The sequence below is a fragment of the Synergistaceae bacterium genome, assembly GCA_012521675.1.
In the GTDB taxonomy this organism is placed as follows: Bacteria; Synergistota; Synergistia; order Synergistales; family Aminobacteriaceae; genus JAAYLU01.
Window position 1 is genome coordinate 18,736 of the sequence record JAAYLU010000010.1, and the last position, 23,167, is coordinate 41,902.

The window sequence follows — 23,167 nt, forward strand, 5'->3', positions numbered from 1 at the left end:
AAAAGGGGAGATGGAAATGAAAGCACCGCTGAAGATCGAATGCATCGCCGGATATGCGACCATTACAAAAAACCCCGCCGCCAGCGCGGCTCTGTTCCGGGATGTCCTGGGGCTGCCTCTCGAGGGGGACGAGGACTACGCTCACATGCAGAATTTCCCGGTTGCGGGGCACTTCGGAGTATGGTCACTGGCCATGGCGGCCCGCTCCTGCTTCGGGAAGGACGAGTGGCCGGAGGGCATCCCGGTGCCCACGTCAACTGTTGAGTTCGAGCTTCCGGATGTGGATGCCCTGCGCGAGGCTGTTCGGGAAATGCAGGACAAGGGATACGAGTTCCTCCATGATGCTCGCACGGAGCCCTGGGGACAGACCGTTGCCAGGTTCATGAGCCCCGAGGGTGTGCTGGTGGGCCTCAGCTATGCGCCCTGGCTGCACGAGGGAGAGTAGGATGTCTCCATCCTTCGGAGATGAGTGCGGTTCTCGCGGATCGCGTGCCTTTGCCATGACCAGGGTTAAAAAAGAGCTTGAAGAGCTGCCGCTTCTGCTTGACAGTGCCTCCGGCCTTGCCAGGGAGTGGCTCGATGCCTTGCCGTCCAGACGTGCCGGGGCCTTGGCTTCTGCTGATGAGCTCAGGGAATCACTTGAGGGGAATCTTAGCGAAAACGGGGAGGCGGCAACCAAAGTGGTGCAGAACTTTTCGCGATCGGTCGAGCCGGGGCTTGTCGCGTCCCCCGGACCTCGCTACTTCGGATTCGTCACGGGCGGCTCCCTTCCCGCCGCCCTCGTCGCCGACTGGCTGGCATCGGCGTGGGATCAGAACGGCTTCCTTTACGCTTCCTCCCCCGCCATCGCCGTGGCAGAGGAGATAGTCGCCTCATGGGTGCTGGACCTGCTGGGGCTGCCGCCGGAGTCGTCCGTCGGGTTTGTTTCCGGCTGCCAGATGGCGAACTTCACAGCGCTTGCGGCTGCGAGGCACGAGGTATTGAGGGGAACCGGTTGGGACGTGGAGTCCGACGGTCTGTCCGGCGCACCAAGGATCACGGTCGTCGCGGGAGAGGAGGCTCACGGCACCATCTTCACGGCACTGAGGATGCTCGGCCTGGGCGAGAAAAACGTCATACTCGTGCCGACGGACGGGCAGGGACGGATGATCCCCGATGCCCTGCGGGAGGCCCTGAAGAACGTCTCCGGCCCGCTCATAGTCTGTCTTCAGTCCGGAAACCTCAACACGGGCGCTTTCGACCCGTGCGGGGAACTTATCCCACTGGCGAGGGAAAAGGGCGCGTGGGTGCACGTTGACGGCGCTTTCGGCCTGTGGGGACTGCTGCTGCCCGAGCTTGAACAGCACACCGCAGGGATCGCCCTTGCGGACTCCTGGGCGACCGACGCGCACAAGTGGCTGAACGTGCCCTACGACTCCGGGCTGGTGATGGTCAGGAACGCCGAGGCTCACGGGGGCGCCATGATGGTGAAGGCCCCCCTGCTCGCGCCGGGCGAGGATCTGCGCGACCCTTCGGCCTGGGTGCCGGAGTCCTCCAGGAGGGGCAGGGTCTTTCCCCTGTACTGCGCCCTCAGGTCGCTAGGCAGGAGCGGACTGAGCGAGATGGTGGCGCGAAACTGCGCTCAGGCTCGTCTGTTCGCGTCGCTGCTGGGCGACGATCCATTGATCGAGATACTGAACGACGTCGTCCTGAACCAGGTGCTGGTCGCCTTCAGGCCGCCGGAGGGCGTCGACGCGGACGAGTTCACCAGGCGCGTCATAGCCGCAGTGCAGCGCGAAGGGACCTGCTGGGCGGGAGGCAACGTCCGGAAGGGGCGCGCCGTCATGCGAATCTCCGTCTCGAACTGGTCGACTGAGGAGGAGGACATACGCCTCTCCGCGGCCGCGATCAGGCGCGTTCTCAGCGGGGAGCTGGAGAGCGTTCGTCGTGGATCGTGAGGAATATACTGGAACCCCCGACATCCTCCACGCTGAAGCGTCGGCCGCATTCCTCCCCCAGCCTCTCAAGGGCGGCGTGATCAAAGGTCGTGGCCGTGAAGCCGTCCTTGCAGACGATCACGCCGTCGCCTGTTTTCTCCATGTCGATCTCGCCCAGGAGCCCCTTGTCCGCCTGCTCCTGGAACCAGGCCAAACGGTGGTCCCAGAAGTCGGGGCTGTAGCTGCTGAAGCAGGCCCTTCCACCCGGTGAAAGCAGGCGCAGCGACTGGGCGATGAGGTTGGAGGGGTCGCCCTTCATCGCGGACAGCCCGTTCTGCAGGCACAGAACCACGTCGAACGTCCGGTCGAATTCGAGCGAGTGGGCGTCCATGGTCTGGATGACGCAGTTCGGACAGTCCTTCAGATACTCTTTCCCGAGCTCGACCGAGCGCTCCGACAGGTCGACGCCCGTTATGCTCTTCAGGGAAGGGGCGAGCTCCTTCATTATCCTGCCGTAGCCGGCCCCGAGCTCCAGTGCGTCCTCGTCCCCGCCCAGGCCGGATCGGACGAACTCGATCTCGTCCTTAAGATAGTCGCGCACCTGGGGTATCGCCGTGTCGTACGCCTGGAACAGCAGATTGGCGTTGAGCTTCTCCGAGTAGTAGTCCTTGCCCAAATCAAACCCTCCCTTCTTCCGTTGCGAAAGCGGTCGTTAACTCCGGCGAGATCGGGACTCGCTCGCGCTTCAGGGCCTCAAGTATCATGTCTGCCCCCGGCAGGTTCGAGCAGAGGAACTTGACCGGCGCCTCCCCCCTCCTCCGAAAGGCATGTACGTACAGTGGGCATCAAAATACTTGATGTGTGGCGAATTGTCAAACGATATTTTCCACCGCCCCGCCGCTTGCCCCGAGCCGTAAGATGGAGTATCCTCGTCGCAGGTGGAAGGGGCGGCCCGACCGGGCATCCGCCCGAAAACAGATCAGGAGGTCATCGGAGGATGCTTAAGCATACCAGGGTTTCCGATCCGGAACTTTACGGCATCGTTGCCGAGGAACTGGACCGGCAGGAGAGGAACATAGAGATGATAGCGTCGGAGAGCACCGAGTGCGAGGAGCTGCTGGAGCTGTCCGGATGTGTGTTCGCGAACAAGACCACGGAGGGCTATCCGGGGGCGCGCTTCCAGGCGGGTTCCCAGGTCGCGGACAAGATGGAGAGGCTCGGAATAGAGCGAGCGAAGGCCCTGTACGGAGCGGACCACGCGAACCTTCAGCCCTACTCGGGCTCGACGGCCAACTACGGCGTCTACGCCGCCGTTTTGAAGCCAGGCGACAGCGTCCTGGGGATGAGGCTGGACCATGGTGGACACCTGACGCACGGGTCGCCCGCGAACTTCATGAGCAAGTTCTATAATTTTACCTCGTACGGGTTGAACGAGCGGACCGAGCAGATCGACTACGACGAGCTGGAGACCCTGGCCAGGGAGCACAAGCCAAGGCTTATCATCGCGGGCGGCAGCGCTTACCCGCGCCTTATAGACTACGAGAGGATCGCCGGAATTGCGCACTCGGTCGGCGGGATGCTTATGGTGGACATGGCCCACATAGCCGGACTAGTCGCGGCAAAGGTAATACCAAGCCCTGTGCCTTACGCTGACTTCGTCACCTCGTCGACCACGAAGACCCTGTGCGGCCCGCGCGGCGGCATGATCCTCTGCAAGGCGGAGCACGCCAAGGTCCTCGACAGAGGGGTATTCCCCGGGGCCATCAGCTCCATCCACCTGAACATCATGGCCGCGAAGACGTGGCTCTTCAAGCACGCCGCCACTTCCGAGTTTCGCGATGTGATGCTTCGGGTCGTCGCCAACGCCAGGACCCTGGCCGACGAGATGGCCGGCTACGGATTTCGTGTGATCAGCGGCGGCACGGACAATCACATAGTGCTGCTGGATCTGCGACCCAAGGGCATAACCGGCAAGCTCTTCCAGGACGCGCTGGAGTACGTCGGCATCACAATCAACAAGAACATGATCCCGTCCGACCCGGAGAAGCCCTCGGTCACCAGCGGCGTCCGCATCGGGACCACCTCCGTGTCGCAGCGCAGTCTTGGCGCTGAGGAGATAAAAAAGATCGCGGCCATTATGAACAGGGTCGCGAGCGCGCCGGAGGACGGAACAGTGCTCGACTCGAGCAGAAAAGAGGCCCTGGAGCTGATCGCCAACTTCCCACTCTATCCGAGGGGGCCTCTCGGCGAGGGAGAGTAGCGTGATGATGAAAAAAAACGAGCTCGGGTTCGTCGAGGACCCAAGGTACAAAGATTGTGAGAGAGAGGCATGGTACGGCGCGGCCCTCGGCCTGGTCAACCTTGCGATATGGGCCGTCGGCGGCTACTGGCTGGGGAGCGGCCCGACGGAGGAATACTCCTACATCATGGGTTTCCCCGCGTGGTTCTTCGTCTCCTGCGTGGCCAACTCCGCGCTGGCGATCGGGGGTGCGATCTACATAGTCAAGAGAAAGATGCGCGACATGCCGCTGGGCCCCATGACGGAGGATGAAGCGGCCGAGTACGAGAAGGCGGGGGCCGGGTCATGAACGGGCTTAACTGGTCCACCCTGCTGCCGATAGCTGCCTACTTCGCGGCCATGTACGCGATCGGTTTTTACGCGATGAGGATGACGCACAGGGCCAGCCTCGACAAGGGCGGCTGCGGCGCCGCCTACATGGAGGAGTACATGACGGGCGGGCGCGCGTCGGGAGGCTTCGTGCTGGCGATGACGCTGGTGGCCACCTACCTCAGCGCGGGCAGCTTCATAGGCGGCCCCGGAACGGCCTACACGCACGGCCTGGCATGGGTATTCCTCGCGATGGCCCAGATACCGACGGGGTACTACACCCTGATGGTCCTAGGGAAAAAATTCGCCATCGTCTCGCGCAAGACCGGGGCCAACTCGATCAGCGACTTCCTTCGCGCTCGCTACCAGAGCAGCGCGGTGCTGATAATCGCCTCCCTGTCGATAATCTGCTTCCTGGTGGCGGCGATGTCCGCGCAGCTCATCGGTGCGGCCCGCCTTCTGCAGGGATCCACCGGTCTGGACTACAGAAGCGCGCTGATCTTCTTCGCGGTGACGGTGGTCGTCCACACCGCGGTGGGAGGCTTCAGGGGAGTGGTCTTCAACGATACCCTGCAAGGGGTGGTCATGACGATGTCGACCCTCGCGTTGTTCGCCGCCGTATTGGTAAAGGGCGGGGGAGTGGCGAGCATGGTCGGGCGGATGGAGGCGCTGAATCCCGGCATGATCTCCCCTTACGGAGTGCAGGAGGGGTTCATGAGCGTGCCGTGGGTATCCAGCTTCTGGGTGCTTGTCGGCTTCGCTGTCGTTGGTATCCCGGCCGTGGCCCAGAGGGCGATGAGCTACAGGGACTCCGAAAGTCTTCACTCGGGAATCATCTACGGGGCGGTTGTCTCAATCGTGCTGCTCCTGGGGATGCACCTTGCGGGGGCGTTCGGCTCGGTGCTCGTCTCGGATATCTCCTCAGGGGACCTCGTGATACCAACCCTGATAACCACTCTGTTCCATCCAGTGGTCGCCGGGCTGGTGTTGGCGGGCCCGCTGGCGGCGGTGATGTCGACGGTCGACTCGCAACTCCTGGTCGTGACCGCGGCAGTGGTGAACGACCTGCTGGTCAACTACGTCAACCCCGGCCTCAAGGACAGACTGCGCGCACTCCGCTTCATAACAGTGGCGACCTGCCTGGTGGTCGGCGCGATAACCGTGGTTCTCGCCTTCGATCCGCCGGAGCTGATGGTGTGGCTTAACCTGTTCGCGACCGCGGGACTGCTCTCCACCTTCCTCTGGCCGACCCTTCTCGGGCTTTATTGGAAAGGGGCCAACGCCCCCGGCGCTCTGGCGGGAATGGCGGCGGGGATAGCGACATACCTGTACTTCAACTACTTCATACCGAGGCCGATCGGTCTGCACCCGATAGTGCCGTCGCTTGTGCTGTCTCTGGCGGCGTTCGTCGTCGTGGCCAGGATGACGAAAAAACCCTCCGTCGAGGTAATAAAACTCTTCTGGGGGCTTTGAGGGCGATGGAAGAGGGGCGGGTGCCGAGAGGCCCCGCTTTTTTCAATCTCCCGCACGGTGCTGCAGCGGGGCGTACTTCGCGCTCGTCAGTTTTTGCAGGTCTCCGGGCGAAAGTTCGATGTCCAGTCCCCTGCGCCCGGCGCTGACGAAGATCGTCTCCAGGGATTCGGCTGTCGAGTCTATGAAGGTTCGAAGCCGCTTCTTCTGCCCCAGCGGGCTGACCCCTCCGACCACGTAGCCAGTGGCGCGCTCGACGTCTGCCCTGGGCGCCATTGCAGCCTTTTTCGCCCCTGCGGCCTTCGCCATCTGTTTCATGCCGAGAGTGGAGTCGACCGGGATTATCCCCACGGCCAGCTCCCCGCCGTCCAGGGCCACGACCAGCGTCTTGAATACCCGAGCGGACGGAACCCCGAGCTTCTCCGCCGCCTCCATCCCGAAGGACTCGCTCGCAGGGTCGTGCTCGTACTCGTGCAGGGTGTAATCGATTTTCGCCCTCTTGGCCGCGACTATTCCGGGTGTCATGAGCCCCCTCCTTCACGGCCCAGAAAGGCCGCTATCACCGATGCGTGGTTTATCGACCTGTCCCTGGCGGCGTAGATCAGGGTGACGTCGGTCTTTCGCAGATGTTCGCGGATGACCTCCACCGTGCTGTTGGCCTCCAGCTCCTTCGTGTAGAGGGAGCGGAACTCGTCCCAATTCGCCGGGTCGTGGTTGAAGAACTTGCGCAGGTCGGGGCTAGGGGCGACGTCCTTCAGCCAAAGATCGACCTTCGCCGCCTCCTTGGTGACGCCCCTGGGCCACAGGCGGTCCACCAGGATGCGAAAACCGTCCTCCGGCCCCGGCACGTCGTACACCCGCTTCAACAGCAGCTTCATTCTGTCACCTCCTGTGCCGAATGGCTGTCGGACAATTATAACACCGGTCGCCCTGCGGCAGCGACTTGCAGAAAACCCTTTCTTCATCCGTGGGGTTGTGATAGAGCCCCAAATGCCCTATTATGTTGAAGTAGATTTGTGACTCTTTCGGTCGAGGGGGGAGCGTTCATGGATGTTCAGAACAACGAGTGGCAGGTAGTGGTCTTCTTCTTGGGAGGCCAGGAGTTCGCCATAAGCGTGGACAAGACCAGGGAAATTCTCAGGTGGCCGGGGAGCCGACCGATACCGGACTCGCATCCGGCCATGATAGGCATAACATCCGTTCGAGGGGAGGTAATGCCCCTGGTCGATCTGAGGACGTATTTCGGGATAGCCCCCAAGATGTCGCTCGAGTCCAGCAAGGTCATAATCGCCGAGTTCAACGAGAGCAAACTTGGCTTCGCGGTCGACGCGGTTGAGCGTATCTACGGGATAGACCCCTCCGAGCTCGATTCCACTCTGACCAACGCTGTGCTGGGCAATTCCATCCTATATGTCATAAAGCGCAAGGACGCCAACGTGCTTATCCCCGATTACGAGGCCATCATCCAGGCGGCCGCGCCTGCGTTCGACACGACTCTCTCGGTGGACTTGGACAGGGTGGCGGAGCTTGCGGCCCCGCTGGGCGACCTGTCCCGCTTCCGCATCCTGGTGGCGGAGGACTCCCCTCTTATTCGCACCCAGATATGCGACGTGCTTAACCGGGGCGGCTTCACTGGAATCACCCAGGTGGCGGACGGAAAGGAGGCGTGGGACAGGCTGGCGGTCAAAAACGAGCGATACGACCTGCTGATCACCGACGTAGAGATGCCTCGTCTTGACGGCGTTACCCTGGTGAAGCAGATCAAGGCGCACCCGGAGCTCAGGCGTCTGCCCGTAATCATCTACTCCTCGATAATGGCCCAGGACGTGAGGGTGAAGATCTCCGGCGCGGGCGCGGATGCCCATGTGACGAAGCCGGAGCTGCCAAGGATGGTGGAGAAGGCGTGCCGCCTTCTTGCGAACAGCAAGAAAAAGCAGGCGGCGGCCAGATAGAGGCGTCTCTGTTCCGAAAAACCGAAAGGAGTGGGTTCGATGCGAAAGATCTTCATGCGTCTCCTGGTAGCCACAATGATTGTCTTTTATGTTACCGGCGCCTGTATTGCCTCCGACGCGATCGTGCTTCGCTTTGCGGGGCAGTTCCCCGAGGATCACACGTCGTCCAAGCTGATGTACCAGATCGCGGACGAGGTGAAGGAGAAGACTGAAGGGCGCATTGAGATCGAGGTGTTTCCCGACAATGAGCTGGGCGACTATACTCTCGTCTACGAGGAGCTGATCCGCGGTTCCCTTGACATGGCCGCGATTACAGCCCCCAGCCAGTTCGACCCGCGCATGGAGCTCTGCAACATAAACTGTTTCGTCAAGGACTTCGACGAGGCCCGGGCGATTTTCGCCCCCGGAGGTTGGGTCTTCCGCAAGATGGACGAGTTTCACTCCGCTCTCGGTGTCAAGCTTCTCGGCTTCCAGTTCGAGGGGTTTATCGGGATAGGGAGCGTCAAGCCCGTCGACGAACCCCTGGACCCCGAGGTCAAGAAGGGCATCCTGCTGAGGATACCGAATATGGAGGTCTTCAAGCTGGGGGCGGAGGCGATGGGATACAAGACCATTACCATCCCCTGGGACGAGGTCCGCGCGTCGCTCAAGAACGGCTACGCCGAGGGAGTTTACGGCATGACATCAGCGGCAGCCTGCTCCATACTCGGAGATGTCATTAAATACTGGTACGACCTGCGCTGCTCCGTGGAGAACCTGAACTACATGATAAGCCTGAAGACCTGGGAGAAGCTCTCCGAGGAGGACCGCAAAATAATCAGGGACGTGTGCGGCAAGGTGACGGCTACCAGCGTCTACCTGGCGGAGGAGGATCAGGAGAAATGCCTGCAGGACATGGCCGATGCGGGCGTGGAGGTGCACAGGTACACGCAGGAGGAACTGGCGCCGACTTTCTCGAAGATCGCCTCGACGTGGGACGACCTGTCCGAGAGGTTCTCCGAGGAGTTCGTAGAGGAATTCAAGAAGGAGTTTTCGGACAAGTAGTGGTGTAGTTCGCTCGTGTTGATGAATGCTCCCGGCCAGGCGTTCCGGCCGGGAGTTTTTGTTTGTCATCCCGAGCACGCACCTCTTGTCATCCCGAGCACGCACCTCTTGTCATCCCGAGCACGCACCTCTTGTCATCCCGAGCACGCGCCTTTGTCATCCCGAGCGCAGCGAGGGATCTCAACGGGTACAGCTTGGAATTTAGATCCCTCGTCTTACCGCCGTTAGGCTCGAGGTTTCGCAGCGTTAGCCTATCGTCACCGATTCGATATCCCTCGGGAACTTGTTCAGAGCCTCTCCTGTGCCGTCCGGACGCACGGCCACCAAATTCTCTATCCTCACGCCGAACTTGCCCGGCAGGTAGATCCCCGGCTCAACGCTGAAGACGTTCCCGGGCTCCAGCGGCTTGTCGTTGCCCTCGATAATGTAAGGATGCTCGTGCACCGCCACTCCTATCCCGTGCCCCACGCGATTGAAGAAGAACTCCCCGTATCCCGCGTCGACTATCACCTTGCGCGCGGCCCTGTCCACATCCTGTCCCGTGACGCCGGGTTGCACCGCCGCCTCGCCGACCGCCTGCGCCTCTCTGACTATCTCGTAGACCTTCCTATGCTCGTCCGTCGGAGTCCCGGTGAAGAAGGTTCGGGTCGTGTCGGAGCAGTAACTCTTGTGCCGTCCGCCGAGGTCCAGGATTATGACGTCGTTCTCCTCTATGACCCTCCTGCCGCCGCTGTAGTGCGGCATCGACCCGTTCGGTCCGCTTGCGACTATCGGGCTGAAAGACGGGGAGTCCGCGCCCGCCTCCTCGAAGAACTCCGGTATCTGCTTGGCGATCTGTCTCTCGGTCATCCCGGGCTTGATGTAGCCGTGCAGCATCCGCACAACCTCGTCGACCAGGCGCGAGGCCTCCCTCATGTAGCCGAGCTCCTCGTCGTCCTTGCGCGACCGCAGCGGCATCAGCACGTCGCCGCCGTTCTCCATGCTCATCTTCATCACGTCACGGATCACGAGCATGTCCACGGCGCGCACGCCGTCGTTGAAGGCGATCCTGCCCCCGACCACTCCGAGGTGCTCGCATCCTCTTTTGAAGGCCCCCGCGAATCCCTCGTGGTCGTTCCACTCCGCGTAGTATGGCACGTCGCCGAAAGCGTGTAGGATCTCCTCCTTGTAGAGCAGAGGAGTCATGGCGAAGCACCGACCGTCGCTTCCGACCACCAGCCCTCTCACCCTCTCGTCCGGGTGGGTGTCCAGCCCCGTCATGTACTCGAGGTCGGTGGAAGGACCCAGGAAAATAGCATCCAGCCCCAGGGCCTTGAGCTCGTCCGCGAGCCTCGAGAGTCGTTTTTGATGTATCATTTAAATCCCCCCTGAAAGTAGATCGTATTCGCATATTCTACAGCCCCGCTTGCCGCTTGTCCAAGTGAAAAATCGCGCGGGAGGGCCCGTGTGTTTCGGAGCGAAAGGGCGCTATCGCCTGTTGTATCGCGTCGCGCGTGCGCTTTGAGGTGTGAAGCCAGGCTTGACAAAGACACCCTGAACCGGTATTTTTTATATAGAGTCACGATTTCAAATATAATCAAAGCGGAGGACAGCGAATGAAAAGGATGTTCGGAGTACTGTTGGGCCTCGTGGCTATTGCGGTGGTCGCCTATTACATGTTAGCGCCTGTGGAGGTTTCGTTCGCTCCTCCCGCGGGGGACCGGAAGGTCGCGATAATCACGAACACCGTGTCGCAGAACGAGGAGGAGTACCGGTCGGCGCAGCAGATGGTCGACAAGTACGGCGACAGGATCGTCCACGTCATGTGGCCGGACAACTTCATGGCCGAGCAGGAGCAGATGGTCGGCATCCTCTCCAAGCTGGCCCATGACAGCAGCATCAAGGCGGTCATCATCAACCAGGCTGTCCCCGGCACCAACCCGGCGATCGACAAGCTGCGCGAGATCCGACGCGACGTCTTCATCGTCTACGCCAGCCCTCAAGAGAACCCCCCGGACGTAGCCGAGAAGGCGCATCTCATCCTGATGCCTGACGAGCTGGAGATGGGCAATACCATCCCGATGCAGGCACAAAAACTTGGCGCGAAGGTCTTCGTTCACTACTCCTTCCCTCGCCACATGTCCCAGGTGCTCCTGTCGGGACGCAGGGAGCTCATGAAGGCCAAGTGCGCCGAGCTGGGGATCGAGTTCGTCGACGCCACCGCCCCGGACCCGATGGGCGACTCCGGCCTCCCCGGCGCGCAGCAGTTCATCCTCGAGGACGTGCCCAAGATGGTGGAGAAATACGGCAAGGACACCGCCTTCTTCTCGACCAACTGCGCCATGCAGATCCCCCTGATCAAGTCGGTCGTCGATACGGGAGCGATCTACCCGCAGCCCTGCTGCCCGTCGCCCTACCACGGCTTTCCGACGGCGCTGGGGGTAGAGTCCGACCTGTCTCGGACGGACAACCTTCAGCACGTGATCGACGAGACCCGCAGGATCCTCAAGGAGAAGGGCGTCGAGGGCAGGCTCTCCACCTGGCCCGTGCCGGCCGCTATGATGTTCACCATTGCAGGCACCGAGTACGCGTTCAAGGTGATCGACGGCGAGTTGCCGCTGGGCACGCTCGACATCAGGGAGATAGAGAGATGCATGGCCAACTACGCCGGGGTCGAGGTGAAGAGCTCTGCTTATGTGGACGAGGTCACCGGCAGGGCGTACAACAATTTCCGCTTCGTCCTGATGGACTTCCTCACCTACTAGCTCGCCCGCGTGAAAACGTGGCCGTATGAGAGCGAAAGCGCGTGGTTGCGGCATTTCACCCTTCCGCATGCTTGCTGGGCGGGAAAAACGGGCTTGACAAAGGAATGGTATAGCAGTATCTTTCATGCGGATACACGATACCAAATACAAGAAATGGAGGGTATTGAATGAAGAAGGCACTAGGTATTCTGTTGGTTTTCGTTATGGGAGTCTGCCTGGTTTCGTCCGCGGTCCCGGCCTTGGCCGATTACAAGGTCGCCATCGTGACGAACACCGTGTCGCAGAACGAGGAGGAGTACCGGTCGGCGCAGCAGATGGTCGACAAGTACGGTGACAAGATCGTCCACGTAATGTGGCCGGACAACTTCATGGCCGAGCAGGAGCAGATGGTAAGCGTGCTGGCCAAGTTGGCCTACGACGAGGACGTAAAGGCCGTCGTCATCAACCAGGCCGTCCCCGGGACCAACCCGGCGGTCGACAAGTTGCTTGAGACGCGCGACGATGTCTTCATCGTCTACGCCAGCCCGCAGGAGAACCCCCCCGACGCGGCGGAGAGGGCGCAGCTCATCCTGATGCCCGACGAGCTCGAGATGGGTAACACCATTCCCATTCAGGCTCAGAAGCTCGGTGCGAAGGTCTTCGTGCACTACTCCTTCCCGCGCCACATGTCCCAGGTGCTCCTGTCGGGACGCAGGGATCTCATGAAGGTCAAGTGCGCCGAGCTGGGGATCGAGTTCGTAGACGCCACCGCCCCGGACCCGATGGGCGACTCCGGCCTCCCCGGCGCACAGCAGTTCATCCTCGAGGACGTGCCCAAGATGGTGGAGAAGTACGGCAAGGACACCGCCTTCTTCTCGACCAACTGCTCGATGCAGATCCCGCTGATCAAGTCGGTCGTCGACACTGGCGCGATCTACCCGCAGCCCTGCTGCCCGTCGCCCTACCACGGCTTCCCGACGGCTCTTGGCATCGAGTCCGACCTGTCTCAGACGGACAACCTTCAGCACGTGATCGACGAGACTCGCAAGATCCTCAAGGAGAAGGGTCTTGAGGGCAGGCTTTCCACCTGGCCCGTGCCCGCAGCGATGATGTTCACCATCGCGGGCACCGAGTACGCATTCAAGGTCATCAACGGCGAAGTGCCGTTCGACAAGCTCGACATCAAGGTACTTGAGCAGTGCATGGCGGACTATGCCGGAGTCAAGGTTGATTCCACCGCGTACCTGGACGAGGCGACAGGAAAGGTCTACAGCAACTTCCGCTTCGTCCTGATGGACTTCCTGACCTACTAGGCCGGGAGCATTACTGGTTAAAAAACCGAAACAGAAGCACTGTCTGTCCGGGGACGAGTGGCGCCTTCACCCAAGCCGCCGATTTGACGCGGGTTCCGACGACCCGAGTCGGACGGAGCGAGGGAACGGAGTCCATTCGTCCCCATACTGCTGCGCTTTTTATCTTTCGGAGTACAGGGGGTAGTGCGTTGAGCGAAAGCCTTCTCCAGTTCAGGAACGTTTCGAAGAGCTACTTTGGCAACAAGGTGCTCTCCGACGTGAACTTCGACGTGAAAAAAGGAGAGATACACGCTCTCATAGGAGAGAACGGGGCCGGCAAGTCCACTTTGATGAATATCCTCTTCGGAATGCCGGTCATAACAAGTACAGGCGGTTACGAGGGAGACGTCCTTCTGGACGGAAAAAAACTGGCATTCAAATCTCCTCACGAGGCAATGGACGCCGGCATAGGTATGGTCCACCAGGAGTTCATGCTGATTCCAGGGTTCACCATCACGGAGAACATCAAGATCAATAGGGAGCTCACAACTCCGAACATCGTATCCAGAGTCCTGGGTCACCGGCTCGAGACATTGGATATGGGCAGGATGAATGTGGATGCCCGCAAGGCCCTGGACCAGCTCGACATGAACATAGAGGAGTTCCTGCTGGTGGCGGGGCTCCCGGTCGGTCACATGCAGTTCGTGGAGATAGCCCGCGAGATAGACAAGACGGGAATAAAGGTGCTCGTATTCGACGAGCCCACCGCGGTTCTGACCGAGTCCGAGGCGAAGAACCTGCTGGCAGCGATCCGCAGGCTCGCCTCCCTGGGAATCGGCATAGTGTTCATAAGCCACAGGCTTGACGAGATAGTCGAGGTCTCGGACAGGGTGACGATACTGCGCGACGGGGAACACGTCGCGACCAAGAAAACTTCGGATACGGACGTGGTGGAGATCGCCTCCCTGATGATAGGTCGCAAGATGACCATCGACAGGGCGGAGGGATCGAAGCGAAAGATCTCCGACGAGGTATACATGAGCGTGCACGACCTCCACGTCGCGATGCCGGGCGAGATGGTCAGGGGCATCGACCTTAGCATAAAAAAGGGCGAGATCGTCGGCATAGGCGGACTCGCCGGGCAGGGGAAGCTGGGAATAGCAAACGGCATCATGGGCACTTATCACACCAGCGGAGAAGTCTTCTTCAAAGGGAAAAAGATGAGGCTTGACGACCCTCGCTCCGCGATCCGGTCGGGCATCGGCTTCGTCAGCGAGGACAGGAAGGGAGTCGGGCTTCTGCTGGACGAGTCCATCGAATTGAACATAGCCTTCACCGCCATGCAGGTCGGCGGCAGATTTCTGAAGAAGACCGGTCCCTTCACCCAGCAGGACGACGCCTCCATAAGACGCCACGCTCTCAAGATGATAAAGGATCTGGACATCCGGTGCGAGTCTCCGATGCAGCACACGGGCAGCCTGAGCGGCGGAAACCAGCAGAAGGTCTGCGTCGCGCGCGCCCTTACGCAGGAACCCGAGTTCCTGTTCGTCTCCGAGCCCACCAGGGGCATCGACATCGGCGCGAAGAGGCTGATACTCGACCTGCTTATGAGGCTGAACGAGGAGCTCGGGATGACCGTGGTCATGACCTCGTCGGAGCTGGCGGAGCTCCGCAGCATCTGCGACAGGATACTGATCATCTGCGAGGGCAGGGTGGCCGGGGAGCTGGCGCCCGACGCCTCCGACGCGGAGTTCGGACTCATGATGGCCGGAGCCAAGACCGCGAAAGCGGGCGGTACGATGAAGGGAGGTTCTGCAGATGTCCGAGCTTAACGGAAACGACGCGAAGCTTGGAAAAAAATCCAAGGGACTTGTCGGTATGGTCGGCCTCCCAACCCTCATCATCGCGGTGTTCTGGATAATGACCCTTGTCGCCGGGCATTTCGTCGGCATCTCGATGTCGATCCTTTTCAGCGATACTCTCAAGCGAGCAGGGATGAACGGTATCCTGGTCCTCGCGATGGTGCCCGCCATCCAGTCGGGCACCGGGCCCAACTTCGCCCTGCCTATCGGCATCGTCTGCGGGCTCTTCGGGACGGTCTGCTCCATAGAGTTCGGCTTCCTGGGAATATGGTGGCTCCTGGTCGCCGTCGCGATCTCCCTGCCGATCGCCATAGCCGCCGGGTACGGATACGGACGGCTGATGAACTCGGTCAAGGGCTCGGAGATGACCATAGCGACCTATACGGGCTTCTCGATAGTCGCGCTGATGTGCCTCGCCTGGCTTATGATCCCGTTCAAGAGCCCGAAGATGGGCTGGTTCATCGGGCAGGGCCTTCGAGAGACGATTCAGCTGGACGCCGTCGAGGCGGCGCAGATACTGAACAACTTCCTCATGTTCAAAATCGGGGACGTCATAGTGCCGACCGGTCTGCTGCTTACCTTCGCCTTCTTTTCATTTCTCGTCTGGCTCTTCTTCCGCTCCAAGCGGGGAATAGCCATCTCGGCGGGAGGAGCGAACCCCAAGTTCGCCCAGGCGGCGGGGCTTAACATCGACGGCAACAGGATCTACGCGAACGTTATATCCACCATCCTCGGCGCCGTAGGAATAATCATCTATTCCCAGAGCTACGGCTATGCGCAGCTGTACTCCGCTCCCCTGATGATGGCCTTTCCCGCAGTGGCTGCGATCCTGATAGGCGGGGCGACGGCGGCTCGCGCCAAGGTGTCTCACGTGGTCATAGGCGTAGTGCTATTCCAGGGTCTGCTAACCACTGCTTTGCCAGTGGCCAACGAACTCTTCGCCGGCACCGACCTCTCCGAGATAATGAGGATGATGGTCCAGAACGGTATAATTCTTTACGCTCTTACTCAAGTCAAGAGAGGTGTGCAGTGATGGAAAGCCTCGGACAACATCAATCGAAAGGCGTCGGCGAGTGGATCCTCGAGAACAGCGTGACGCTGATATTCATAGCGTTCACCCTGTTCGGGTTCATGGCTTCCTCGGGCGTCTCCATTGCTTTCTTCCTGTCGGAGCTTTCCTGCAGGGTCTTCAGGAACACCTTCCTGGTGCTGTCTCTGATAATTCCCGTGCTCGCCGGACTCGGCCTCAATTTCGGGATAGTCATAGGCGCAATGTCCGGGCAGGTTGCGATCACATTGGCCCGCTACTTCGAGATGGGAGGAATCCCCGGCCTGCTCTTCTCCTTCGCCGTGGCCGGACTCATAGCGGCCTTGTGCGGGTACCTGACCGGGATCCTTTACAACAAGACCCGCGGCCAGGAGATGATAGCCTCGCTGATAGTCGGATACTTCGCAAACGGAGTCTACCAGTTTCTCTTCCTCTTCGTCGTTGGAGTGATAATCCCGGTCGCGGCCAATCATCCGCTCATCAAGCCGGACGGCGTGGGCATACGAATGACGGTCGACCTCGTTCCCTACAAGAAGGGGGGCATGAAGGACGCTCTCGACTCCATCTACCAGATCAAGTTCGTCCATGCCCTGCTGATAATAGCCGTGGTGGCCATCGTGGCGTTGCTGGTTCGCTACTACCTGAACAAGAAGCGCGGCTACGGATACAGGAACAGCTTCCCGGCCCTGATTACCAACCTCGTCCTCTGCCTGGCCCTCGCCGGGGTCTCCATCTATGCCATGCTCAACAAATCTCCGCTGAACATGGTAAGAAAGATCCCGGTGGTAACGTCCCTGATAATCATCGCCCTGTGCATATTCACGGTGCTGATAATGAAGACGAAGCTCGGGCAGGACTTCCGATCGGTCGGACAGAGCCAGCACACGGCGGAGGTCTCGGGAATAAACGTCGACCGGACGAGGATAATCGCCACCATGATATCGACTGTCCTGGCCTCCTGGGGGCAGATAATCTACCTGCAGAACATGGGCACCCTGAACACCTACAACGCCCACACCCAGATAGGAATGTTCTCGGTGGCGGCTCTGCTGGTCGGAGGGGCGTCCACGTCCAAGGCCAGCGTCAAGCACGCGGTATTCGGCACCATCCTCTTCAACGCCATGTTCATCATGTCGCCGGAGATAGGTCAGTCGCTGTTCGGACAGGCCATCCTCGGCGAGTACTTCAGGACCTTCATGGTCTATGGCGTCATCGGGCTGGCCCTCGGGTTGCACGTCTGGAACAGCAACAAGAAGAGCAGGATAGCCCTGGAGTAGCGACTTCCCCCGCGCCTTCGACCAAGGGCGCGGGGTTTTTAAAAATACCGAGATACGGGCGTCCAAATTGCCTTGTATTTATGTCGGATTGCGACTATAATTGTATATGACATGATGCGTTCCACACACAAGAGATGAAAGAAGGGCACGATATATGGACGCAAGCGCCGCTCAGCATGAGAGGATGACGGTGACGCCGGTCGGCAAGCTGATCGTCTCTCTGGCCATACCGACTATAATCAGCATGCTGGTGACGGCGATCTACAACATAGGCGACACCTTCTTCGTCTCCAAGCTCGGCACCAGCGCCTCGGGAGCGGTGGGTATAGTCTTCTCTCTGATGGCCATAATCCAGGCGGTGGGCTTCACCATAGGCATGGGCACAGGCACGTGGATATCCCGCCTGCTTGGGGCCCAGAAGGTGGACGAGGCCAACACCGTCGCCTCCAGCGGCTTCTTCGCTGTCATCTTATTCGGCGTCCTCCTCGCGATCTTCGGACTGAACTCCATAGACGGGCTGATGCGCCTGCTTGGCGCAACGGACACAATATTGCCCTACGCCCGCGACTACGCCAGCTACATCCTCTACGCGGCGCCCGTAATGGCGGCGTCATTCCTGCTGAACAACATACTGCGAGCGGAGGGCAAGGCCCGGCTGGCCATGGTCGGCCTGACGACGGGCGGCCTGCTGAACCTCGTGCTGGACCCGATATTCATCTTCGTCCTAGAGCTGGGAATAGCCGGGGCGGCTATAGCGACGGCCATAAGCCAGTGCGTCAGCTTCACCATACTCATCTCTTGGTTCATAAAGAAGCAGACGATCACCCGCATCAGCCTCGCGAGGGTATCGAAAAATATCTCGGTCTACGCGACCATACTCAAAAACGGCTTCCCGGCCTTCATCAGGCAGGCCCTGGCCAGCGTGGCGACCATCGCGCTCAACCTGGCCGCCGCAACCTACGGCGACGCTGCTGTGGCGGCGATGGCCATCGTCAGCAGGCTCTTCATGTTCGTCTTCGCGGTCAACCTGGGGATAGGACAGGGGTACATGCCAGTCGCGGGTTACAACTACGGGGCGGGGAAGTACGACAGGGTGAAATCGGCCTTCTTCTTCACCCTGAGGGCCACAAGCGTCCTGATGGCCTTATGGGCGCTTCCGGGGTTCGTATTCGCCCCCAACCTCATAAGGCTATTCATAAAGACCGACCTGGAGGTCGTCCGCATAGGCACGGTCGCCCTCAGGGCGATGTGCATGGTGATGCCGCTGGTGCCGATAGGAGTCGTCACAAACATGACCTTTCAGTCGATCGGCAGATACGGGACGTCGACCCTGCTGTCGCTGGCCCGCCAAGGCATCTTCTTCCTGCCCATGATACTCGTATTGCCGAAGTTCATCGGCCTCACGGGCGTCCAGATCACCCAGGCCCTGTCCGACGTGTTTACTTTCCTCTCCTGCCTGCCGCTCGTCTGGTGTCTGCTAAGGGACCTCGACGAGAGCGAACACGGCAGTGTCGAGTCGGCATCCTAGCGGGGCCCCTACTCGTCCCTCCCCCTGTCTCTCCTGTAGTACCCTTTCAGGGCCAGGTCCAAGAGGACCGCGCCGACGAAGACGACTCCCTTCACCGACTGCTGCACGTAGCTCGACACGGCCAGCATCCTCAATCCGTTGTCCAAAAATCCCATTATCAGAACTCCGGCCACCGTTCCGCCGACGCCTCCGACGCCGCCGAACAAACTCGCTCCGCCCAGCACCACCGCCGCGATCACGTCGAGTTCCAGCCCCATGCCGACGTTCGGTTGAGCGCTCCACAGCCTTCCGACCATCAGCACCCCGGCCAGCCCCGCCATCGCGCCGGAGATCGCGTAGACCGAGAGGGTAATGCGCGTAGCCGATAGCCCCGCCAATCGCGCCGTCTCCGGGTTGTCGCCCATCGCGCGCAGGTGCACACCGTAAGGTGCCCGTTGAAGCAGCACCCAGGCAGCGCACGCCATCCCCAGGAAGATCAGACCCGACACGGGAATTCCGGCGACGGACGCCCACCCGGGAGTGTAGAAAGCCTGCGGCAGGCCGGAAATGGGGTAGCCGCGGGTCATCAGCAGGGTGCAGCCACGTGCGCCCGCCATCATGGCCAGAGTCGCCATGAAGGGCGGCACCCGCCCGAACGCCACCAGCGCGCCCGACCCCAGTCCGCAGACAAGCCCTGCCAGGACGGCCGCTCCCCATGCGGCGGCTACCGGCAGCCCCAGCTCCTTGCAGCTCCAGGCCCCCACCGCCCCCGAAAGGGCCAGCACCGCCCCCACCGACAGGTCGATCCCGCCGGAAAGAAGCACGAAGGTCATCCCGACAGCGCACACGCCGACTATAGCCGACTGTGCAAGCACGTTGGCCAGGTTACCGGCCCCGAGTATCGATGGGTCCAGAGAGGCGAGCAGCCCCACCACCGCCAGCAGCAGCAGACCCCCCGCCCATCCCCTGTCGCGCAGCGCGATCAGCACGCTTCTGCCGTCAGTCATGAGAATCGCCCCCGGTCGCCGCGGTCATGATCCTCTCGCTCATCTCGCCGGCGGACTCGCCGCGGGGGAAACGGGCCACACATCTCCCGTCGCGGAAGGCCAGCACCGAGTCGCTCATCCCGACCACCTCGGGCAGGTCGGAAGAGATCATCAGTATGCCCATCCCCTGCGCCGCCAGCTCGTCCATGATCCCGTGAATCTCCGCCTTCGCCCCGACGTCCACCCCGCGAGTCGGCTCGTCCAGCACCAGCACTCTCGGCGACACTGCGAGCCCCTTGGCAATGGCCACCTTCTGCTGGTTCCCCCCGCTCAGCGAGAATACCGAGTCGAGCACGCCCCTGCATCTGACCCCAAGTCTCCGGACAAAGGACTCGGATAGCTCCATGGCCGCGGCCCTGTCGACGAACGGACCTCTGCGAAGTCCGTTCAACAGCCGCATCGACACCACGTTGTCGCGGATGGTCCGGTTAAGGAAGAGCCCCTGCCTCTTCCTATCCTCCGGCACCAGCACAATCCCGCGTTCAAGGGCATCCGCCGGCGTGCGCGGCTTGAAGATCGCCCCGCCGACCAGTATCTCTCCTCCGTCGAACGGGTCGAGACCCGCCAGGCATCTGGCCATCTCCGTGCGGCCGCTCCCCACGAGCCCGGACACCCCCAGTATCTCGCCCGACCGAAGGGAGAAGGACACGTCCGTGAGTACTTCCGTCCTCGACAGCCCCCGGACCTCCAGCAGCACCTCGCCCGGTGTACCGAAGCTACGAGGGTAGAGCGCCTCCACGTGCCTCCCCACCATCATCGAGACGACCCTCTCGGAGTCGAGTTCTGCCGCCTCCCCGCCGCCGACCATCTCCCCGTCCCTCATAACCGAGATCCGGTCCGCAAGTGAGAACACCTCGTCCAGGTGGTGCGAGATGTAGATGATGCCGACGCCGGACCCGCGTAACTCCGAGATCACGTGGAACAGCCTCTCGGTCTCGCGCGCCGACAGGCTGGAGGTCGGCTCGTCCATAGCGAGGATCGAGACCTCCTGCGACATGGCCTTCGCTATCTCCACCAGCTGCTGCTCGCCTGGCGAAAGGACGCCCGCGCGCGCCCCTGCGTCTATCTCGACGCCGAAGCCGTCCAGCAGCCTGGCCGCGTCATCGCGCAGCCTCCTCCTGTCCGTGAACGGCCCTCGCCTAGGCTCCCGCCCCAGGTAGATGTTCTCCGCCACTGACAGGTGCGGCGCCAAGCTCAGCTCCTGGTGGATTATCCCGACTCCGGCCCGGATGGCGTCCCCGGGGCCGCTCCACCGGACCCGCTCGCCGCGGATCAGCATCTCCCCCTCGTCGGGCGCGATAACACCTGCGAGAGTCTTCACCAGGGTTGTCTTGCCCGCCCCGTTCTCGCCCACCAGGGCGTGCACCTCGCCCTCCCGCAGCGAGAAGGAGATCCCCTTCAGAGCGTGCACGCCCGGGTAGCGCTTGTGCAAGTCCCTCATCTCGAGCAGAGAAGTCACATTCCGCACCTCCGAGGGGCGCCGCCGGCTTGGACGGCGCCCCGCAACGTGTGAAGCTATTCCGTAACGAGCTGGAGGGGCACCGGGATGAACTCCGGCAGCTCCTCGCCCTCTAGCAGCGCCGCCGCCTTCTCGACGCCCGTCGCTCCTATCATCGCGGGCTGCTGCGCCACGGTCGCGGCCAGCTTGCCCTCCTTGACGGCGGCCACAGCGTCGTCGACCGCGTCGAAGCCCACGAAGACTATCCCCGTGCGCCCGGCCGCCTCCGCCGCCTCGACAGCCCCCAGGATCATCTCGTCGTTGTGAGCGAAGACCCCGTCTATCTCCGGCTGTGCCTGCAGTATGTTCTCGAACACCTTCAGACCCTTGTCGCGGCTGAAGTCCGCCGCCTGGGACGCGACTATCTGAATCCCGGCGAAGTTCTTCATCGCTTCGTTGAACCCCTCTCCCCTGTCCCTGGCCGCCGAAGTGCCCGGGATGCCGACCAGCTCGACCACCTTGCCCTCGCCGCCCAGCTTCTCCGCCAGGAACTCCCCGGCCATAACCCCGCCCGCGACGTTGTCGCTCGCCACGTGGCACGCCACCTTGCCGCCAGACGCGCCCCGGTCTATGGTCAGCACCGGTATCCCCGCCTCGTTGGCCTTCATGATCGATGGGACGACCGCATCCGAGTCGGTCGGGTTGACCAGTATCGCGTCCACCTTCTGCTGCACCAGGTCCTCCATCGCGGCGGTCATCCTGGCCGAGTCGTCCTGGGCGTCAAGGATCACAAGCTTGACCCCCGCCTTCTCCGCGGCCTCCTCGGCTCCCTCCTTGAGAGTGACGAAGAACGGGTTGTTAAGGGTCGAAATTACCAGCCCCAACGTCTTCTCCGCCGCAGCGGCGGGCGCCGCGAAGATAGCGACCACCAGCAGCATCGCAAGAAACTTCCTCATGATACACGCACCTCCTTGGATTATGGCCCGGCCCGCTCACGCGCCCGAGCCTTCGAAACCTATATTTTCAAGCCGCTCCGCCTTAGGAGCGCTCGGTCCGCCTTCTCATGGCGCCGTGCGCGGTCAGGGCGGCGGCTATCACAATCCCCTTGACCAGCTGCTCGGACAGGGGGTTGACGTTCAGCAGGTTCATACCGTTCTCCAGCACCGCCATGATCAGCACACCCAGCAGTGTCCCGGACAGAGTTCCAGCCCCTCCCGAAAAGCTCGTGCCTCCCAGCACCACCGCAGCTATCGCTCCGAACTCGTACCCCACGCCCGCGCCTGGCTGGGCCGAGTCCAGGCGGCCTGTCAGCATCAGCCCCGCGACGGAGGCCAGCAGCCCGCTCAGCAGGTAGGCCCTTGCCACCGTCCCCCGCACGTTCAGCCCCGACCCCCAGGCCGCCGTCAAGTTCGACCCGGTGTTGCGGACGTACTCTCCCCACGGGCATCGCTCCAGCAGGATGTGGGCCGAAACGAAGGCCGCGCCGAAGATGATCGCCGGCACCGGCAAACCCGCGACCACCCCCGCCCCGGGCAGGCGGAAGAGAGACGGGAATCCGGTGATAGGAGCGCCTCCCGTGTAGATGAATGAGAGTCCCCGCGCCAGCCCCATCATGCCGAGGGTCACGATGAAGGGGGGCAGCCGCAGATTCGCGGTGAAGAGCCCGTTGATCCATCCCAGAAAGGCCCCGGCCAGCAGCGCGCAGCCCCAGGCCAGGGGCGCGGGCGCCCCCGACTTCACCGCCGAGGCCGCCACCAGCGACGAGAGTGCCAGCACGCTCCCCACCGACAGGTCTATGCCTCCCGTCAGGATGACCACCGTCATGCCGAGCGAGATCACGCCTATGATCGACGACTGTCGCAGCACGTTCAGCAGGTTCGCCCCGGTGAAGAACCTACCCTCCAGCGACCCGGCAAGCAACATCAGCCCTGCCAGCAGCAGCAGGAGGACAGTCCTCTGATCGGCTCGGCGAAGGAAGGACAAG

The 23,167-nt window shown here is 61.7% G+C and carries 21 protein-coding genes; 13 read left to right on the top strand and 8 right to left on the bottom strand.

The window, feature by feature from the left end; translation table 11 throughout:
- Positions 1–28 precede the first annotated feature (28 nt).
- Together GX181_00990 and GX181_00995 are read left to right on the top strand one after the other, a co-directional pair.
- Positions 29–445, top strand: coding sequence for a glyoxalase (locus tag GX181_00990; GenBank protein NLM70520.1), 417 nt, complete (start codon positions 29–31; stop codon positions 443–445).
- A gap of 55 nt (positions 446–500) precedes the next feature.
- Positions 501–1,937, top strand: a complete 1,437-nt coding sequence (locus tag GX181_00995; protein ID NLM70521.1) for an aspartate aminotransferase family protein — start codon at positions 501–503, stop codon at positions 1,935–1,937.
- Here the strand turns inward: GX181_00995 and GX181_01000 are convergent.
- Entirely contained in the window at positions 1,900–2,592 is a 693-nt protein-coding gene (locus tag GX181_01000; protein NLM70522.1) for a class I SAM-dependent methyltransferase, read from the bottom strand. The two genes, GX181_00995 and GX181_01000, sit on opposite strands and share 38 nt — an antisense overlap.
- Positions 2,593–2,913: 321 nt before the next feature.
- Here GX181_01000 and GX181_01005 point away from each other — a divergent pair, with 321 nt between their 5' ends.
- Genes GX181_01005 through panF form a run of 3 tightly spaced genes read left to right on the top strand, consistent with a single transcriptional unit; the run spans position 2,914 to position 5,997 of the window.
- Positions 2,914–4,176 carry a serine hydroxymethyltransferase gene (locus tag GX181_01005; protein NLM70523.1) on the top strand — a complete coding sequence of 421 codons (1,263 nt, stop codon included), beginning with the start codon at positions 2,914–2,916 and terminating at the stop codon, positions 4,174–4,176.
- 4 nt (positions 4,177–4,180) lie between these two features.
- Entirely contained in the window at positions 4,181–4,504 is a 324-nt protein-coding gene (locus GX181_01010; GenBank protein ID NLM70524.1) for a YhdT family protein, read from the top strand.
- The gene (panF, locus tag GX181_01015) at positions 4,501–5,997 is read left to right on the top strand and encodes a sodium/pantothenate symporter (protein ID NLM70525.1); all 1,497 of its coding nucleotides are present in this window, start codon (positions 4,501–4,503) and stop codon (positions 5,995–5,997) included. Before GX181_01010 ends, panF begins: the two co-directional genes overlap by 4 nt.
- 42 nt (positions 5,998–6,039) lie before the next feature.
- Here panF and ybaK read toward each other — a convergent pair whose 3' ends face one another.
- Both ybaK and GX181_01025 read right to left on the bottom strand, forming a co-directional pair.
- The gene (ybaK, locus tag GX181_01020; protein ID NLM70526.1) at positions 6,040–6,519 is read right to left on the bottom strand and encodes a Cys-tRNA(Pro) deacylase; all 480 of its coding nucleotides are present in this window, start codon (positions 6,517–6,519) and stop codon (positions 6,040–6,042) included.
- Positions 6,516–6,872, bottom strand: a complete 357-nt coding sequence (locus GX181_01025) for a DUF488 domain-containing protein (protein ID NLM70527.1) — start codon at positions 6,870–6,872, stop codon at positions 6,516–6,518. The genes ybaK and GX181_01025 overlap by 4 nt, the downstream gene beginning before the upstream one ends.
- 168 nt (positions 6,873–7,040) lie before the next feature.
- On the opposite strand from GX181_01025, the gene GX181_01030 reads away from it, so the two are divergent.
- Together GX181_01030 and dctP are read left to right on the top strand one after the other, a co-directional pair.
- A complete protein-coding gene (locus GX181_01030; GenBank protein ID NLM70528.1) occupies positions 7,041–7,946 on the top strand; it encodes a chemotaxis protein CheV in 906 nt (301 codons plus the stop codon).
- Positions 7,947–7,985: 39 nt separating this feature from the next.
- A complete protein-coding gene (dctP, locus tag GX181_01035; protein ID NLM70529.1) occupies positions 7,986–8,990 on the top strand; it encodes a TRAP transporter substrate-binding protein DctP in 1,005 nt (334 codons plus the stop codon).
- A 246-nt stretch (positions 8,991–9,236) separates the two neighbouring features.
- Here the strand turns inward: dctP and GX181_01040 are convergent, their stop codons facing one another.
- On the bottom strand, positions 9,237–10,346 hold the full coding sequence (locus GX181_01040) for an aminopeptidase P family protein (GenBank protein NLM70530.1): 1,110 nt from the start codon (positions 10,344–10,346) through the stop codon (positions 9,237–9,239).
- A gap of 239 nt (positions 10,347–10,585) precedes the next feature.
- On the opposite strand from GX181_01040, the gene GX181_01045 reads away from it, so the two are divergent.
- From GX181_01045 to GX181_01070, 6 genes are all read left to right on the top strand, one after another.
- Positions 10,586–11,734 carry a DUF3798 domain-containing protein gene (locus tag GX181_01045; GenBank protein ID NLM70531.1) on the top strand — a complete coding sequence of 383 codons (1,149 nt, stop codon included), beginning with the start codon at positions 10,586–10,588 and terminating at the stop codon, positions 11,732–11,734.
- 167 nt (positions 11,735–11,901) lie between these two features.
- Positions 11,902–13,026 (top strand): DUF3798 domain-containing protein, encoded by a 1,125-nt coding sequence (locus GX181_01050; protein ID NLM70532.1) that lies wholly within the window; start codon positions 11,902–11,904, stop codon positions 13,024–13,026.
- A gap of 188 nt (positions 13,027–13,214) precedes the next feature.
- Positions 13,215–14,837, top strand: a complete 1,623-nt coding sequence (locus GX181_01055) for a sugar ABC transporter ATP-binding protein (protein NLM70533.1) — start codon at positions 13,215–13,217, stop codon at positions 14,835–14,837.
- A gap of 46 nt (positions 14,838–14,883) precedes the next feature.
- Entirely contained in the window at positions 14,884–15,900 is a 1,017-nt protein-coding gene (locus GX181_01060) for an ABC transporter permease (protein NLM70534.1), read from the top strand.
- On the top strand, positions 15,900–17,192 hold the full coding sequence (locus tag GX181_01065) for an ABC transporter permease (protein ID NLM70535.1): 1,293 nt from the start codon (positions 15,900–15,902) through the stop codon (positions 17,190–17,192). Before GX181_01060 ends, GX181_01065 begins: the two co-directional genes overlap by 1 nt.
- A gap of 154 nt (positions 17,193–17,346) precedes the next feature.
- A complete protein-coding gene (locus GX181_01070; GenBank protein ID NLM70536.1) occupies positions 17,347–18,720 on the top strand; it encodes an MATE family efflux transporter in 1,374 nt (457 codons plus the stop codon).
- An 8-nt stretch (positions 18,721–18,728) separates the two neighbouring features.
- Here GX181_01070 and GX181_01075 read toward each other — a convergent pair whose 3' ends face one another.
- The 4 genes from GX181_01075 to GX181_01090 form a co-directional block, all read right to left on the bottom strand.
- Positions 18,729–19,706 carry an ABC transporter permease gene (locus tag GX181_01075; GenBank protein NLM70537.1) on the bottom strand — a complete coding sequence of 326 codons (978 nt, stop codon included), beginning with the start codon at positions 19,704–19,706 and terminating at the stop codon, positions 18,729–18,731.
- On the bottom strand, positions 19,699–21,186 hold the full coding sequence (locus GX181_01080) for a sugar ABC transporter ATP-binding protein (protein NLM70538.1): 1,488 nt from the start codon (positions 21,184–21,186) through the stop codon (positions 19,699–19,701). The genes GX181_01075 and GX181_01080 overlap by 8 nt, the downstream gene beginning before the upstream one ends.
- 74 nt (positions 21,187–21,260) lie before the next feature.
- Entirely contained in the window at positions 21,261–22,139 is an 879-nt protein-coding gene (gene rbsB, locus GX181_01085) for a ribose ABC transporter substrate-binding protein RbsB (GenBank protein ID NLM70539.1), read from the bottom strand.
- A gap of 82 nt (positions 22,140–22,221) precedes the next feature.
- Positions 22,222–23,106 (bottom strand): ABC transporter permease, encoded by an 885-nt coding sequence (locus GX181_01090; protein ID NLM70540.1) that lies wholly within the window; start codon positions 23,104–23,106, stop codon positions 22,222–22,224.
- Between the last annotated feature and the right edge of the window lie 61 nt (positions 23,107–23,167).

Coding starts and splice junctions, on each gene's coding strand:
- GX181_01080 (NLM70538.1), bottom strand. CDS start 21,186: ATGAGGGACTTGCACAAGCGCTACCCGGGCGTGCACGCTCTGAAGGGG.
- GX181_01060 (NLM70534.1), top strand. CDS start 14,884: ATGGTCGGCCTCCCAACCCTCATCATCGCGGTGTTCTGGATAATGACC.
- ybaK (NLM70526.1), bottom strand. CDS start 6,519: ATGACACCCGGAATAGTCGCGGCCAAGAGGGCGAAAATCGATTACACC.
- panF (NLM70525.1), top strand. CDS start 4,501: ATGAACGGGCTTAACTGGTCCACCCTGCTGCCGATAGCTGCCTACTTC.
- GX181_01050 (NLM70532.1), top strand. CDS start 11,902: ATGAAGAAGGCACTAGGTATTCTGTTGGTTTTCGTTATGGGAGTCTGC.
- GX181_01030 (NLM70528.1), top strand. CDS start 7,041: ATGGATGTTCAGAACAACGAGTGGCAGGTAGTGGTCTTCTTCTTGGGA.
- dctP (NLM70529.1), top strand. CDS start 7,986: ATGCGAAAGATCTTCATGCGTCTCCTGGTAGCCACAATGATTGTCTTT.
- GX181_01005 (NLM70523.1), top strand. CDS start 2,914: ATGCTTAAGCATACCAGGGTTTCCGATCCGGAACTTTACGGCATCGTT.
- GX181_01010 (NLM70524.1), top strand. CDS start 4,181: ATGATGAAAAAAAACGAGCTCGGGTTCGTCGAGGACCCAAGGTACAAA.
- GX181_01070 (NLM70536.1), top strand. CDS start 17,347: ATGGACGCAAGCGCCGCTCAGCATGAGAGGATGACGGTGACGCCGGTC.
- GX181_00995 (NLM70521.1), top strand. CDS start 501: ATGACCAGGGTTAAAAAAGAGCTTGAAGAGCTGCCGCTTCTGCTTGAC.
- rbsB (NLM70539.1), bottom strand. CDS start 22,139: ATGAGGAAGTTTCTTGCGATGCTGCTGGTGGTCGCTATCTTCGCGGCG.
- GX181_01045 (NLM70531.1), top strand. CDS start 10,586: ATGAAAAGGATGTTCGGAGTACTGTTGGGCCTCGTGGCTATTGCGGTG.
- GX181_01065 (NLM70535.1), top strand. CDS start 15,900: ATGGAAAGCCTCGGACAACATCAATCGAAAGGCGTCGGCGAGTGGATC.
- GX181_01075 (NLM70537.1), bottom strand. CDS start 19,706: ATGACTGACGGCAGAAGCGTGCTGATCGCGCTGCGCGACAGGGGATGG.
- GX181_01025 (NLM70527.1), bottom strand. CDS start 6,872: ATGAAGCTGCTGTTGAAGCGGGTGTACGACGTGCCGGGGCCGGAGGAC.
- GX181_01040 (NLM70530.1), bottom strand. CDS start 10,346: ATGATACATCAAAAACGACTCTCGAGGCTCGCGGACGAGCTCAAGGCC.
- GX181_01090 (NLM70540.1), bottom strand. CDS start 23,106: ATGTTGCTTGCCGGGTCGCTGGAGGGTAGGTTCTTCACCGGGGCGAAC.